Source organism: Bacillus sp. N13C7, assembly GCF_026790065.1.
In the GTDB taxonomy this organism is placed as follows: Bacteria; Bacillota; Bacilli; order Bacillales; family Bacillaceae; genus Bacillus.
On sequence record NZ_JALAMO010000012.1, the window covers coordinates 116,805 to 131,249 of the forward strand.

The 14,445-nt window shown below is 43.4% G+C and carries 11 protein-coding genes and 2 pseudogenes; 8 read left to right on the forward strand and 5 right to left on the reverse strand.

Features of this window, described 5'->3' with window-relative positions; all coding sequences use genetic code 11:
- Positions 1 to 181: 181 nt before the first annotated feature.
- Entirely contained in the window at positions 182 to 1,555 is a 1,374-nt protein-coding gene (locus MOB98_RS14270; RefSeq protein ID WP_268358363.1) for an amino acid permease, read from the reverse strand.
- Between the two features lie 172 nt (positions 1,556 to 1,727).
- Entirely contained in the window at positions 1,728 to 2,246 is a 519-nt protein-coding gene (dinB, locus tag MOB98_RS14275) for a damage-inducible protein DinB (protein WP_268358361.1), read from the reverse strand.
- 166 nt (positions 2,247 to 2,412) lie between these two features.
- Between dinB and MOB98_RS14280 the strand changes: the two genes are divergently transcribed.
- Positions 2,413 to 2,871, forward strand: coding sequence for a MarR family transcriptional regulator (locus MOB98_RS14280; protein WP_029316994.1), 459 nt, complete (start codon positions 2,413 to 2,415; stop codon positions 2,869 to 2,871).
- Complete coding sequence (locus MOB98_RS14285) at positions 2,868 to 5,525, forward strand: MMPL family transporter (protein ID WP_268425349.1); 2,658 nt, start codon at positions 2,868 to 2,870, stop codon at positions 5,523 to 5,525. The genes MOB98_RS14280 and MOB98_RS14285 overlap by 4 nt, the downstream gene beginning before the upstream one ends.
- 57 nt (positions 5,526 to 5,582) lie before the next feature.
- On the opposite strand, the gene MOB98_RS14290 is transcribed toward MOB98_RS14285, so the two are convergent.
- Positions 5,583 to 6,212, reverse strand: a complete 630-nt coding sequence (locus MOB98_RS14290) for a nitroreductase family protein (RefSeq protein WP_268358358.1) — start codon at positions 6,210 to 6,212, stop codon at positions 5,583 to 5,585.
- 15 nt (positions 6,213 to 6,227) lie between these two features.
- Positions 6,228 to 6,722, reverse strand: a complete 495-nt coding sequence (locus MOB98_RS14295) for a MarR family transcriptional regulator (RefSeq protein ID WP_268358356.1) — start codon at positions 6,720 to 6,722, stop codon at positions 6,228 to 6,230.
- A 237-nt stretch (positions 6,723 to 6,959) separates the two neighbouring features.
- Here MOB98_RS14295 and MOB98_RS14300 point away from each other — a divergent pair.
- Positions 6,960 to 7,183: pseudogene (locus tag MOB98_RS14300) on the forward strand (AzlD domain-containing protein); the annotation flags it as partial.
- Positions 7,184 to 7,368: 185 nt separating this feature from the next.
- A complete protein-coding gene (locus MOB98_RS14305; protein ID WP_268358354.1) occupies positions 7,369 to 8,574 on the forward strand; it encodes an MFS transporter in 1,206 nt (401 codons plus the stop codon).
- Positions 8,575 to 8,614: 40 nt separating this feature from the next.
- On the opposite strand, the gene MOB98_RS14310 is transcribed toward MOB98_RS14305, so the two are convergent.
- Positions 8,615 to 9,352: a sulfite exporter TauE/SafE family protein gene (locus MOB98_RS14310; protein ID WP_019713451.1), complete on the reverse strand. Its 738-nt coding sequence runs from the start codon at positions 9,350 to 9,352 to the stop codon at positions 8,615 to 8,617.
- Positions 9,353 to 9,589: 237 nt separating this feature from the next.
- Between MOB98_RS14310 and MOB98_RS14315 the strand changes: the two genes are divergently transcribed.
- From MOB98_RS14315 to MOB98_RS14330, 4 genes and pseudogenes are all read left to right on the forward strand, one after another.
- Positions 9,590 to 10,264, forward strand: coding sequence for a GntR family transcriptional regulator (locus MOB98_RS14315; protein ID WP_019713452.1), 675 nt, complete (start codon positions 9,590 to 9,592; stop codon positions 10,262 to 10,264).
- 122 nt (positions 10,265 to 10,386) lie between these two features.
- Entirely contained in the window at positions 10,387 to 11,649 is a 1,263-nt protein-coding gene (locus MOB98_RS14320; RefSeq protein WP_019713453.1) for a glycoside hydrolase family 18 protein, read from the forward strand.
- A gap of 157 nt (positions 11,650 to 11,806) precedes the next feature.
- The gene (locus MOB98_RS14325) at positions 11,807 to 12,994 is read left to right on the forward strand and encodes a macrolide family glycosyltransferase (protein WP_019713454.1); all 1,188 of its coding nucleotides are present in this window, start codon (positions 11,807 to 11,809) and stop codon (positions 12,992 to 12,994) included.
- Between the two features lie 75 nt (positions 12,995 to 13,069).
- A pseudogene (locus MOB98_RS14330) lies at positions 13,070 to 14,423 on the forward strand (IS3 family transposase).
- Positions 14,424 to 14,445 lie beyond the last annotated feature (22 nt).

A 14,445-nucleotide genomic window follows, 5' to 3' on the forward strand; every position in this document is an offset into this window, starting at 1 on the left:
TGAAATATTGATTTCAAACAACGGTAAAAATAAGATTAGTTAATCATTGTCCACCCATCATCCCTTCTTGTTTTGATTACGCACACTATAGCATAACTTCAAATTCAAAAGCAAAGGGCATTTGTCATTATTTTCATTAAAAAAGCTCCTGCTCTCATTTCTGAGGCAGGAGCTGCAAATCTTATTGATGCTTCGCTTTTCTCACTTTATAAATCACAATCAGCAAAATAAACCAAACCGGCGTGACAAATAAGGAAACACGAGTATCCTGAGCTAATGCCAGCACAACCAGGATAAACGTCAGGAACGCAAGAATCAGGTAATTTGTAAACGGATAAAGCGGAAGCTTAAACTTGTTTGTTTTCGCTAATTCAGGTCTTGTTTTACGGTATTTCATATGGCAGATGACCGTAATACCCCAAATATAGATAAAGCAGACGGTTGAAATGCTTGTGATCAGGGTGAATACGCCTTCTGGCATGATGTAGTTTAACGTTACACCGATTAAAATCACGATAGCTGAAAAGAACAACGCGTTTCTAGGTACCTTACGCGGAGTCAGTTTTGCCATTGATTCAGGCGCATTGTTATCTTTTGCCAGAGAATAGACCATACGGCTTGTACTAAATACAGCACTGTTGCATGCTGAAGCAGCGGAAGTCAACACAACAAAGTTGATAATGCTTGCTGCCCCGACGATGCCAACCGCGACAAACACCTGTACGAATGGGCTTTCGCTAGGATTGATGACATCCCAAGGATAGATGCTCATAATCACAAGAAGAGCCCCAATATAGAAAAGCAGTATCCGGACAGGGATATTGTTAATCGCCTTAGGGATCACTTTTTCAGGGTTTTCTGTTTCACCGGCTGTCAGTCCGACCAGCTCAATGCCGACAAAGGCAAACACAACCATCTGGAACGATAGGATAAACCCGTGCATGCCATTCGGGAACATGCCTCCGTGGCTCCAGAGATTTGTGAAACTGGAGACCCCAGAGCTTGTGGAAAAACCTTTAAAGATCATCACAAGGCCAATAACGATCAGTGCCAAAATGGCAATGACTTTAATTAACGCAAACCAAAATTCTAATTCTCCAAAAAGCTTGACGGTTGCCAGGTTCATAATCAGTAATATAATCAGAGCGATTAAGCCGGGCACCCATTGCGGCACACCCGGGAGCCAATATTGAGTGTAGAGCCCGACGGCTGTCAGATCAGCCATTGCAATCGAAATCCAGCAGAACCAATAGGTCCAGCCGGTGATAAAGGCTGCCATATCGCCTAAATAGTCTTGTACAAAATCAACAAAAGAGTGATAGTTCAAATTCGATAAGAGCAGTTCACCCAGAGATCTCATAATTAAAAAGCAAATGATCCCTGTGATCATGTAAGCAAATAGAATCGACGGTCCAGCAAAATGAATCGATTTTCCGGAGCCAAGAAATAAGCCCGTTCCAATGGCCCCGCCGATGGCGATGAGCTGGATGTGCCTGTTTTTCAAGCCTCTCTCCAATTTTTGCTGCTTATTGTCTTTCGTCATGTCGTCTGTCACTTTGTGTGTTCCTCCATTGAAAAATTGTTTATTGAGTCAGCGATATATTTTTAATGAATATTATAACACTAAAATTTATATCTTTTTTACTATACAGAAAATATGAAAAGAAATTTTAATGTTTTGAACGATCCATCATGAAAAAAGCGGCTCCTAAATTGAGCCGCTTTTTTTATTCCATTTCAGCTTTTTTCAGATACAGATAGAGCCCATAATCTGTCGGAGCGGATGCGTATCCTGCCTGCCGCAGCATTGCTGTGATACTGCCGCGGTGGTATGTCCCGTGATTGACAACATGGGGAACCAATTCAGAAACAGTCGTTTTCATGATTCCGCCAGAGGGGTTTTGAATCTGGAGGGGCTTATTGAGCTGTTCTTTTTGCTGTAAAAATAATGTATAGCGCTCGGATAACGTCAGAAACAGGTCTTCCATTTCCGCTAATTCTTTTGCATCTGTCTGTTCTTTTAGCTGTTCAGCTAATGCCAAGGCATCACTCAAGCTTTTGCCGGTAAACACTTCAATCCAGCCTAAATCAGAAAGATAGACATGAGACAGCACATGGGATATCGACGGAAACACACTTTGAATCTCTTGGCGGTACACCTCTTTTGGAAGCTCTTTTAATCGGTTGAATATTTGCTGATTGGCCCAGACGTTATATTCATACAATTTTAACGAAAAATCCGACATGTTCATTTTCCCCTTTCGCGTTTATAGAATCTATTATACACGAACGAGTGTTCTTGTTGTCGTGTTCGTGAATAAAATATGTTGACAGACATAGTTTAGGGGAATAAACTGATTGACATTGAGCATAAAGTTTAGAGGGGTAAACTATAATGAGGAGGGGCAGATGTTGAATGAACAAAAGCTATGTCAGGCGATAAACCTGTTTGTAGAAGTATTACTTGAAGGGACAGAGTTTGTGCATCGTGAAATCAATCAGGATGTCTTCAAGCATATCTCAAGGGAACAGGCGGACCTGTTAAAAATTTTAAAAGTTAAGGGCCCAACCTCTCCCGGCAGCCTAGCCATGTATCAAAATGTACATAAAAGTGCGATTTCTAATAGACTGAAAAAGCTGCTTGATAAGGGATTGGTTGAATGGGATGACTGTCCTACGAAAAGTGATAAGCGCTCTAAGCTTATTAAGATCACAACCAGCGGTGAAACCATACTGGAAGAATTAGATTCAGCCATTTTTAACGCTCTCAAAGAGTTGATCGATGATATAGATGAGAAACACGTAAATTCTATCATAGAGATATTCACCATTCTAAAAAGCAAATTTAAAGGAGGAGATTCTGCAAAATGAGAGCAATCATCAAATTCAAGTGGGCCATTGCAGCGGTTATATTAGCACTTACCGTCGTTTTGAGTTTGTTTTCTCCGAACTTAAAGGAGCTGGCCAATCAAAAGGGGCAGGCCCAGCTTCCTGCAAATGCTGTTTCAGAAAGAGCAAATGCCATTTTAAAACAAGCGGGAGAAGACAATAATTCGATCAGTATCGTCTTTACATTAGATCACGCTTTGAAGAAAGAAACAGAGGATCGGCTCCGGACAATGATCGATAAAGTCAAAAAGATCGACGGTGTAGAAGAAGTAACGTCTCCACTGACAGCAGAAAAAGAAGTCAAAGACCAATTGATTTCAAAAGACAAGAAAACGATTCTCATTCCTGTCACGATTACAGGTTCTGATAAAAAAGCGGAAAAAATCGCGGATGACATTTATCACATCGTTCCTGATGATTTAACGGCCTATATTACGGGAGCCTCTCTCATCAATCAGGATTTCGCTCACAGCTCAGAGGAAGGGCTCAAGAAAACGGAAGTGATCACAGTCTGCTTGATCATCGGTTTACTGCTGATCGTGTTTCGATCTGTTGTGACGCCTTTTATCCCGATTGTAGTTGTCGGTTTCTCTTATCTGATCAGTCAATCCATACTGGGCATCCTTGTGTACAATGTTGATTTTCCTATCTCGACGTTTACGCAAACCTTCTTAGTCGCCATCCTGTTCGGGATCGGAACGGATTACTGCATTCTGCTTCTTACCCGATTCCGTGAAGAGTTAGCAAACGGGCATGACAAAAAAGAAGCGGCGCTTATCGCTTACCGTACTGGAGGAAAAACCTTATTTATCAGCGGATTTGCGGTATTGATCGGATTTTCCGCCTTAGGATTTGCAAAGTTTGCGATTTTCCAATCTGCAGTAGGAGTCGCAGTCGGTGTAGGGATCTTAATGGTCATCCTCTATACACTGCTTCCATTATTTATGGTAACGTTGGGTGAAAAATTATTTTGGCCTTCTAAGAAAGTGCTGTCGCACAGTGACAACAAATTATGGGCGTTTCTCGGCAGGCATTCTGTTGTGCGTCCGTTTCTGTTTATTGTCATCACGGTGATTATCACGCTACCGTTCATTTTGACCTATGATGACCAGATTTCATTTGATTCGACTGCGGAAATCAGCAGTGATTATAAATCAGTAAAAGCTCTCGAAGCCATCAAGGATGGATTCGGTGAAGGGAAAGCGTTCCCGATCAATGTTGTCGTGAAAGGAGACAAAGATCTTACAACAGCTGATACAATCCCTTATCTCGGAAATATCAGCAAAGCGATCGAGAAAGTCGAACATGTTGACTCTGTCATGACCATCACGCAGCCGACTGGTGAAAAAATCATAGATTTATATATTGATAAACAGCTAGGCTCGGTTTCAGACGGACTGGATAAGACGGTAAAAGGAATCGCTGATGTCCAAAGCGGTTTAACGGATATAGAAAACGGGTTGAATCAAATGGCGGGGCAAACCGGCTCAGCCTCAAATAGCAGGTCCGGCGGTTCACTGGGCGATGTGGCAGACGGATTGGGCAAAATCAATCAGCAGCTGCAGCTCGTGAGCAAACAGATTTCCCAAACCGGCAATACTGCACAGACTGTGCAGCAGCTTACGGCAATCAGCGGACAGCTTGGACAGATTCAAACCGGACTTGAACAAGCGAATCAGCAGCTCTCAGGCCAGCAAGCACAAGCCGGAACGCTGACAGAAAGCCTGAAGAAGCTGGCCGGGGGCGTGAAGAGTGCAAATGATGGCCTGACGAAAATCTCTGACGGCATGACAGCTTCCAGTGATATGTTAGAGAACATGAGCAAAAGTTCAACCGTAAGGGATACAGGCATATTCATTCCTGATCAAGTCATGAAGGATAAAGACTTTAAGAAGTCAATTGACCAATATTCCTTTGCAGACGGCAAAGGCATACAATTAAGCGTCGTCCTGGACTCTAATCCTTATTCAGAACAAGCCATTACAACAATAAACCAAATCAAAAAAGCTGTAGCAAACGAAGTGGACGGCACTCCTCTCGAGGATGCACAGATCGTATACGGCGGGGTCACGAGTGTGAATGCTGACTTAAAAGAGCTATCCACAACGGACTTCTCCAGAACAATGGTGATCATGATTATTGGGCTGTTTATCGTGTTAACGATTTTGTTCCGTTCAATGATCAAGCCGATTTATATGATTGCGTCACTGCTGCTGACGTACTATACGTCGATATCCATAACAGAATTAATTTTTGTAAATGGCTTAGGAAACGCCGGCGTCAGCTGGGCAGTACCGTTCTTCAGCTTTGTCATCTTGATCGCGTTAGGCGTGGATTATTCGATCTTCTTGCTGGACCGATTTAAGGAAGAGGTGCACCTCGGCATTGCACAAGGTGTTGTCAGATCAATGAGCAAAATGGGATCCGTCATTATTACGGCGGCCATTATTTTGGCCGGCACGTTCGCGGCGATGATGCCTTCAGGCGTCAATACGCTGATGCAGGTGGCAAGTGTCATTATTATCGGTCTCTTGCTTTACGGTCTTGTCATTCTTCCGCTCTTCATTCCGGCAATCATCATGACTTTTGGCGAAGGCAACTGGTGGCCGTTTGGCAGGAAGAAAATCAAAGAATAACAGAGAGAAGAGTGATTGGACAAAAAGAGCCCAGAAAATAAGTCTGGGCTCTTTGTTTTATTTCCATTCTGCAATTGTATCAATCGGCAGACGGTAGGAAGCATAGCCTTCGTCTGCTGCTTTTCCAATAGAAAGAAGCATGACCGGTACATAACGTTCCTTATCTAAACCGAACGTTTCTGCGATGTTTTCTTTATCGTATCCGCCGATCGCGTTTGTATCATAGCCGTGCGCACGTGCAGTCAGCATCAGCTGCATGGAAACAAGACCTCCGTCAATCAGGATTGTTTCGCGGTTCACCTGTGCCGGAAGCTTTTCAAAATGAGCGGTCAGCGCGGCAATTTGTCTGTCTTTGACTTCCTGCGGCATGTAACCGAGTTCCACGGCTTTTGAATAGATTTCTTCTAGGTAATCTGCATTGTTCATATCTGCAAATACAGCGATGACGGCAGATGATGTTGTGACTTGCGTTTGGTTAAAGCTTGCAAGCGGTGCGAGCTTTTCTTTTCCTTCCGGGCTGTCAATGACGAGAAAGCGCCATGGCTGCGCGTTGACAGAAGATGGAGCAGTTGTTGCTTCTTCTAAGATTTCTGTCATTTCTTCTTTGCTGATTTTCACTGTCGGATCATAGTTGCGAATTGAACGGCGGCCTTTCATAATCTCCATAAAATCGTTTGTTTTGATCATGTTGATACACTCCTCTTATGCTTCAATATTGTCTATGTTGTTCCGCATGCGCGCCAGCACATCAATGAGCAGGCGGCGCTCGTCTGCACTTACATTTGCAAGCATTTCCTTCATGAAACGCTCCTTTTCTTTCTTTGAAGACTCGATTCGCTCTCTTCCCTGATCTGTTAACCGGACAAGGGTGATGCGGTTGTCTTCAGGCTTGCGCCGCCTTGAGACCATGCCTTTGGCTTCCAGCTGTTTCAGGTGTCTAGTGACGGCTGCGCTATCAATATTTACTTTCTTTTGAAGGTCGCTTTGACTAATCTCATCTGCATGATAAAGCAATGTCAGCAATTCCAAACGAGATTGGCTGATGCCCGTGCATGCCTCGAACTTCATGCCAATCACCTTGTTCACGCCTTGCAGCTGATATAAAATCTCGGCTTCCTCTGAACAAAATGACGCCAAAACCCATCCCTTCCTTCTTGTCAAAACTATTAATTGATATATCAATGATTGACACATCAACTAATATACAACGATGGATTTCATCTTGCAAGCCATTTGCATATTCGAACAACCTCCCAGCGTTAACTGGGAGGTTGTTAGTCATCCTTGCGGCTCCGGATAGTACATCAGCAGAAAAAAGCTGGCCGTTTCTTCAAATGAATTAATGTAGCTGTGCGGGGTAGTCCCTGTAAACTGCAAGGCGTCTCCAGAGGTGAGTGCACACCTGACCGTTTATACTGATTCCCTTTTTGTTGCACTTTGCCGGAGTCCGTGCTCAAGTGGATTTCCTATGTGCCGGTGTGTAGACAGCGCTTGTCGTAAAGGATTGTATGATTCAGTCTAATAATACTGTGCAATTGAATTGGCCTGCAGCCGTCATCTTGATCCCGCCTCTCTTGATTGCGATGAAAACAAAAAGCTTGTCCAATACTGTGATCAGCGGTGTACTTCTTATGGCGGGTTTGCGATTATGGGCATAAAACAAGATCAGCATACTTGATCAGGACAGTAGACCCTGATTTTTTGTATCTCTCGTTCAAGCTTTAAAGCTGCTTTCACAGGCTGAGAGTTATGATACAATATACAAATGTTTCACAGCTTCAATCCATCGTTGGAGCTGACATCCATTATATAAGGGACTAGGTTGAAGGGAAGGTTTGATAACATGCTGCACAATCCAACTGGAAAAGAACGCTTGGCACTAGCGTTTCTGCTCGGCATGCTTGCTATATTGGGCCCGCTTAATATAGATATGTATTTGCCAAGTTTTCCTGAAATCGCGGAAGATTTATCAGCAAGTGCTTCACTTGTTCAGTTAAGTTTAACAGCCTGTCTGGTCGGGCTTACGATCGGCCAGCTGATTGTCGGGCCGGTCAGCGATGCGCAGGGAAGACGAAAACCGCTATTAATCTGTATCTTTTTATTTGCGTTATCTTCTCTGTTTTGTGCGCTTTCGCCCAATATTACAACATTAGTGGGTGCGCGTTTTATACAGGGATTAACCGCTTCCGCAGGGCTTGTGCTGTCTCGCGCAATCGTCCGCGATGTATTTACTGGAAGAGAGCTTTCTAAATTTTTCTCGCTGTTAATGGTCATTACAGCTGTTGCGCCAATGGTTGCGCCAATGACAGGCGGTGCTATTTTGCTATTGCCATTTGCAACGTGGCATACAATTTTTCACGTATTAACGATCATCGGATTTTTACTAGTTCTTTTGATTGCTTTTCGTCTAAAAGAAACACTGCCGCCGGAAAAACGGATTCCAAGCTCAATCGGAACATCTGTTAAAACGATGGGCAGCCTGCTGAAGGATCGATCCTTTATGGGGTATGCGTTAACGGTCGGGTTTATTCACGGGGGAAGCTTTGCATATGTGTCCGGTACGCCTTTTGTATACCAGGATATCTATGGAGTGTCGCCGCAGGTGTTTAGTATTCTTTTCGGCATTAACGGCCTGGCGATTATATCGGGCAGCTTTATGATCGGGCGCTTTGGCGGAATCATTCATGAGAAGAGCCTGCTTCGCATCGCAGTCATTACGGCTATGATAGCGACCGCTGTGCTTTTGACCATGACCATGATTCACGGCCCTCTCGCTACATTAGTCATATCCATTTTCATTTACATGATTACGATCGGCATGGTTCTGACCAGCACGTTTACGCTTGCCATGGAGAGGCAGGGGCACCGTGCCGGAAGTGCAAGTGCGCTGCTCGGCATGCTCCCGCTGCTCCTCGGTTCGATCGTGTCGCCGCTTGTAGGCATTAACGAGACGACAGCCATTCCGATGGGAGCGATCATGTTTGTGACAGCGGTCATGGGCGCACTGGCGTTTTTTGGATTAACGAAAGAACGAGTGAAGCAAAACTGATAAAAAGAACCTGACATGACGTCAGGTTCTTTGTTTTTATTTAGAATAACAACAGCAGGCCCGCAATCGCAGGAGTCAAGAAAATGGCCGATTTTAAGACCACCTTTGGCATGAGGTTGGTGAACTTCGCGCCTATATAGGCACCGCACATAGTGCCGACCAAAACTTTGATCAGCAATACATAATCGACAAATCCTTCTGTGATATATCCGATGCCTCCGCCTACAGCGAGAGGGATGATCACAAGCATTGTCGTTCCGACAGAATGGCGGATGGACAGGTTCAGCATAATCATTAAACCGATTTGAATAAAAGGGGCCGAACCGATGCCGAATGTGCCGGAAAGAACGCCGGCTGCAATTCCTAAGATGACCGCTCTCGTATACGTTGAAAGAGAGCTTTGATTTACTTGTGCCTTCTCTTTTAAAAGAAACAATCTGATTAAAATGAGAATTGCAGATAAAAATAACATCCCAGCCGTCAAATAATGAAGCAAATCGGCCGGAATGAAAGCTGTCAGCTTAGCGCCGAAAAATGAGCCAACCGCAGCAAAGCATCCGACTGTCAATCCAATTTTCAGTTGAATGTTGCCCTCGCGATAGTGGCTGTACGCACCTGATAAACTGGTGAAAGCCATTCCGGCGAGGGAAGTACCTAAAGCCGTATGAATCGGAACATGGAATAGAAGAGTTAAAAGGGCAATGACAAAGCCAGCTCCTCCGGCACCAATAAAGCCTAAAATAATACCGAGAAGAAACATAACAAAAATGATAAGCATATTTTTTCCTCCATTGAAGATCTAAAAAAGTAATAGTGCGCTATTCTGGCGGAGGTATAGTGCCCTGCTGCCGATGAAAAACATGCCGGTTTTTCATCGGCAGTAGTCCGTCGACCGTCGTTCAGCAAACTTATCGTACCTCAGATTCTGAGATCTGACAAGGCAGTTTGTTGCTTCCCACTACCATCTGTTATATGATTTTGATGAAGAAAAGCCTATTTAAAAGAGGTATTATATATGGACGATTTTAAATTATACAAACCGACTCCTTACTACCTGCAATTTTATAACCAGCTGAAAAAAATGATCTTCAACGGGACTTTTAAGCCGGGGGAACGGATAAACGAAACACAGCTGGCGAAAAGCTTTGGCGTCAGCCGCTCTCCGATAAGGGAAGCCATGCGACTGCTTGAGAAAGACGGTTTGTTAAAAGCGGATGACCGCAATGGATTTTCCATCACATCGTTAACGGCAAAAGATGTAGATGAGATTTATAGAATCAGAATTCCGCTGGAACAGCTGGCAGTCGAGTTAGTCATAGACGAAGCAGATGAGGAAGAGCTGGCCATACTTGAAAAACAGCTTGAAATAACAGAAAAAGCCATTCACGACGGCACGGAAGATACAGAGATCATTCATTTAAACCAAAAATTTCATGAGCTGCTTGTTGATTTCAGCCATAACAGACATTTAAAAAATTTGCTTGAACATGTAAATGATCTAATTCACTTTTGCAGAATCCTTAATTATACTGGCGACCATCGTGCAGAAACAATACTGAGTGAGCACCGCAAGATATTGGAAGAAGTGAAAAAGAAAAACAAAGAAGCAGCCAAACAGTATGTGATGGCTCATTTCAATCATGACTGTGAGCATTTGAAGCATGTGCTTGAACAAGGAAAAGAGAATTGATCAGCGTGATCCGGTACCAAGGGGAGTTATCCTTGGTATTTTTTTTGTATTCACAAACATATAATGGGGCTCCCATTAATAACATTTTATGATGGATTTATTAACAATAATGGGGGTTAAACATGTTTATCCATATCGTCCGGCCTGGTGATTCTTTGTTTTCCATAGGCAGAAGTTACGGTGCTTCTGTTGATCAAATCCGGGGTGTGAATGGGTTAGACGAAACGAATATCGTGCCGGGGCAGGCTCTTCTGATCCCTCTTTATGTGTACACAGTCCAGCCGGGAGACACCCTGACCGCGATTGCGGCAAAATCGTTTGTTCCCTTAGAGCGACTGCGGGCCGCAAACCCTGGCATCAGTCCAAATACACTACAAGCTGGAGCAAAAATAACAATTCCTTCTATTTCAAATTACATTGCGGGAACGTTAAGTTTTTACGTGCTCCGAAACCCTGACCTCGATCGGGAATTAATCAATGATTATGCACCATACTCGTCTTCGATTTCAATTTTCGAATACCACATTGCACCTAACGGCGACATTGCAAACCAATTGAATGATGCGGCCGCTATTGAGACAACATGGCAAAGACGAGTGACGCCGCTTGCCACCATAACAAACCTTACATCAGAAGGCTTCAGTACAGAACTCGTCCACCAAGTCTTGAACAATCCGACAGCAAGAACCAATCTGGTCAACAATATTTATTACTTAGTCTCCACAAGGGGATATGGCGGTGTCACAATCGATTTTGAACAGGTGAGCGCAGCGGATCGAGATCTTTTCACTGGGTTTTTACGTCAGCTGAGAGATCGTCTTCAGGCGGGAGGATATGTGCTGACGATAGCTGTTCCGGCAAAAACAAGCGATAATATCCCATGGCTGAGAGGCTACGATTACGGAGGAATAGGTGCGGTTGTCAATTATATGTTTATCATGGCTTATGATTGGCATCATGCCGGAAGCGAGCCAGGCCCTGTAGCACCGATTACTGAGATCAGGAGAACCATCGAGTTTGCGATTGCGCAGGTGCCGAGCAGGAAAATCATTATCGGAGTTCCGCTCTACGGGTACGACTGGATCATCCCGTACCAGCCGGGCACAGTTGCTTCAGCTATTTCAAATCAAAACGCAATCAAAACAGCGATGAGGTACCAAACCCCGATACAATATTCAGACGAATATCAATCACCGTTTTTTCGGTACAGTGATCAGCAGGGACGAACGCATGAAGTATGGTTTGAAGATGTCAGGAGCATGAGCCGGAAGATGCAGATCGTCCGCGAATACAGGTTACAGGCTATAGGCGCTTGGCAGTTAACCTTGGGCTTCACGCCAGGCCCATGGCTTCTGCGGAAATTTTTTACGATCAGAAAGGTTTAAAAAAAGGCACCAGAGCTCGGTGTCGTTTTTTTGATTCAGTCCGAGGAGCAGAATAGTTCAATCATTTGTCCCTTGCGCGGGATTAGTCTCCATTTTACGATTAGTAGTAGTCTGATCAACAAAGATCCAGAATACGATTTGAGAGGGAGTTGTCTAAATGAAGACAGTTTTGATTTTAAATTTTCCTGCGGAAGGCCATGTGAATCCTACATTAGGCATTACGAAAGCCTTTGCCGATAGAGAATATGATGTACATTATATCTCCACTGAGAAGTATAAAGAAAGATTGGAAGCAGTAGGAGCGACTGTCCACCTTCATCGGGATTTACTGAGAACAACACCTATTAATATTGCTTCGCCAAATGGTATTCTTGATTTCCTGAAAATACATATCAAAACCTCATTGGACATCCTATATATCGTAAAAGAGTTGTCGAAAAGCATCCAGTTTGACTTTGTCTATTATGATAAATTTGGTGCGGGGGAATTGGTAAGGGATTACTTAGATATCCCAGGGATTGCTTCATCAGCGTCCTTCCTTTTTGGCGAAGAGCAACTGAAAATCCTGCCCCTGCATCCTGAGTCTGGAGCGCCGCTTGAATTAGATCAAGAGTGCGAAGACCTCTTGGCAAAAATGAAAGGAACGTACGGTGTTGCCCCGAAAAATCTGGTACAATTCATGAACAATAAAGGGGAATTGAATGTAGTGTATACAAGCCGTTATTTTCAGCCTGAAAGCGATCGTTTCGGGGATGATTGTCTGTTTATCGGTCCTAGCTTTCCAAAGAGAGCGGAAAAATCAGATTTCTCGATTGAACAGTTAAAAGATGAAAAGGTTATTTATATTTCAATGGGGACTGTTCTGGACAATACGGAGGAATTCTTCAACCTTTGTATAGATGCATTTTCTGGCTTTAACGGAAAAGTCGTCATCGCTGCCGGAGAGAAAGCGGATCTGACCAAAATAAAGCAGGCGCCGGAAAACTTTATTATTGCCCCGTATGTCCCTCAGCTGGAAGTGCTTGAGCATGCTGATGTGTTCATTACACACGGCGGAATGAACAGCGTAAATGAAGGCATCCATTTTAATGTGCCTCTGGTTGTAATGCCTCATGACAAGGATCAGCCGATGGTGGCGCAGCGTCTTTCTGAACTCCATGCAGGCTATGTCATCTCTAAAGATGAAGTTGATGTACAAAAATTAAAACAGGGCGTAGATGAGGTTTTGCATCACGATCAATATAAGGAAGGCATCAAAAAAATCAATCAAAGCTTTCAAGAGTCTATGAATATGGACGAAGTGATGGAGAGGATTGATGAATCGGTTCGTCAACAAAACAGATAAAAAAAGAACGCCCGTACTAGGTGAAGTGCACCCCAAATTTTAGACACAGTCTAAAATTTGGAGGTGCTTTTTCTTTTGGCTAAATTTAAAAACGAAGAAAAAATCAACGCGGTCTTACGCTATATAAACGGCAACGAGAGTTTGCTTGGGATCGCAAATCATATTGGAGTGCATAAAAATGGTACTCCAATATTGGGTGAGAAAATATCAATATCACGGTGAAAAAGCGTTCTTAAAGTCATATACAAATTATCCAGTCCAATATAAACTAACTAGACGTACTTGACTATATGAATGAACATGGGACGTCTATCTTAGAAACAGCTGCGATATTTAATTTGCCTTCTGACTCAACGGCTTGGAATTGGCAGCACGTAGTACAAACACAAGGAGCAGACGTCCTCAAAACAAAGAAAAAGGGGCGTCCGTCCATGAAAAAGAAAACAGGAAAGCAAGCACCAGCTATAGGATCAATAGAAGCATTACAGGCGGAAAACGAACAGTTGCGTATGGAGAATGAGTATTTAAAAAAGTTGAATGCCTTAGTTCAAAACAAGGAACAATCACCAAACAAGACAAAGCGCAAGTAGTCTATGATTTAAGGCATAAGTATCCGGTGAAAGCACTTCTCAGGCTCGCAGGTATCCCACGCAGCACCTACTATTACTGCGTAAAGCATTTTGATCGCCCTGATCGAGATGCCGACATAAAAAAGATGGTTCAACTTATTTTTAAAGAACATCAAGGCCGGTATGGATACCGCCGTATTCGTGATGAACTAAAGAATCGGGGACGAAAGGTCAATCACAAGAAGGTGCAGCGCATCATGAAAGCCCTCGGACTAAAATGTATGATTCGAAAGAAGAAATATCGTTCATATAAAGGAACAATCGGCAAAGTGGCGCCTAACATTCTAGCGCGCAACTTTAAAGCTGAAAAGCCAAATGAAAAATGGGTCACGGACATGACGGAGTTCAAATTATTTGGGCAGAAGCTGTACGTATCGCCCGTATTAGATCTGTTTAATGGTGAGATCATTACCTATACGATTGGTTTAAGGCCTGTTTATTCTCTTGTTTCGGTGATGCTTAATCAGGCATTCAAGCATTTGAAAGATGGGGACAAGCCCATTATGCATTCCGACCAAGGCTGGCATTACCAAATGAAGCATTATAGGCAAGCCTTAAAAGAACGCGGGATTACACAAAGCATGTCCCGAAAAGGCAACTGTTACGATAACGCAGTGATCGAGAATTTCTTCGGCATCCTAAAATCTGAATTTCTGTACCTAAAAGAATTTGAAAGTATCGAACACTTAAAGCAAGAACTTGAATGATATATTGACTACTACAATCAAAAACGAATAAAGGCAAAACTAAAAGGCATGAGTCCGGTACAATACCGAACTCATGCCTCAAGAACTGCCTAATGAAAACCCGTGTCTAACTTTA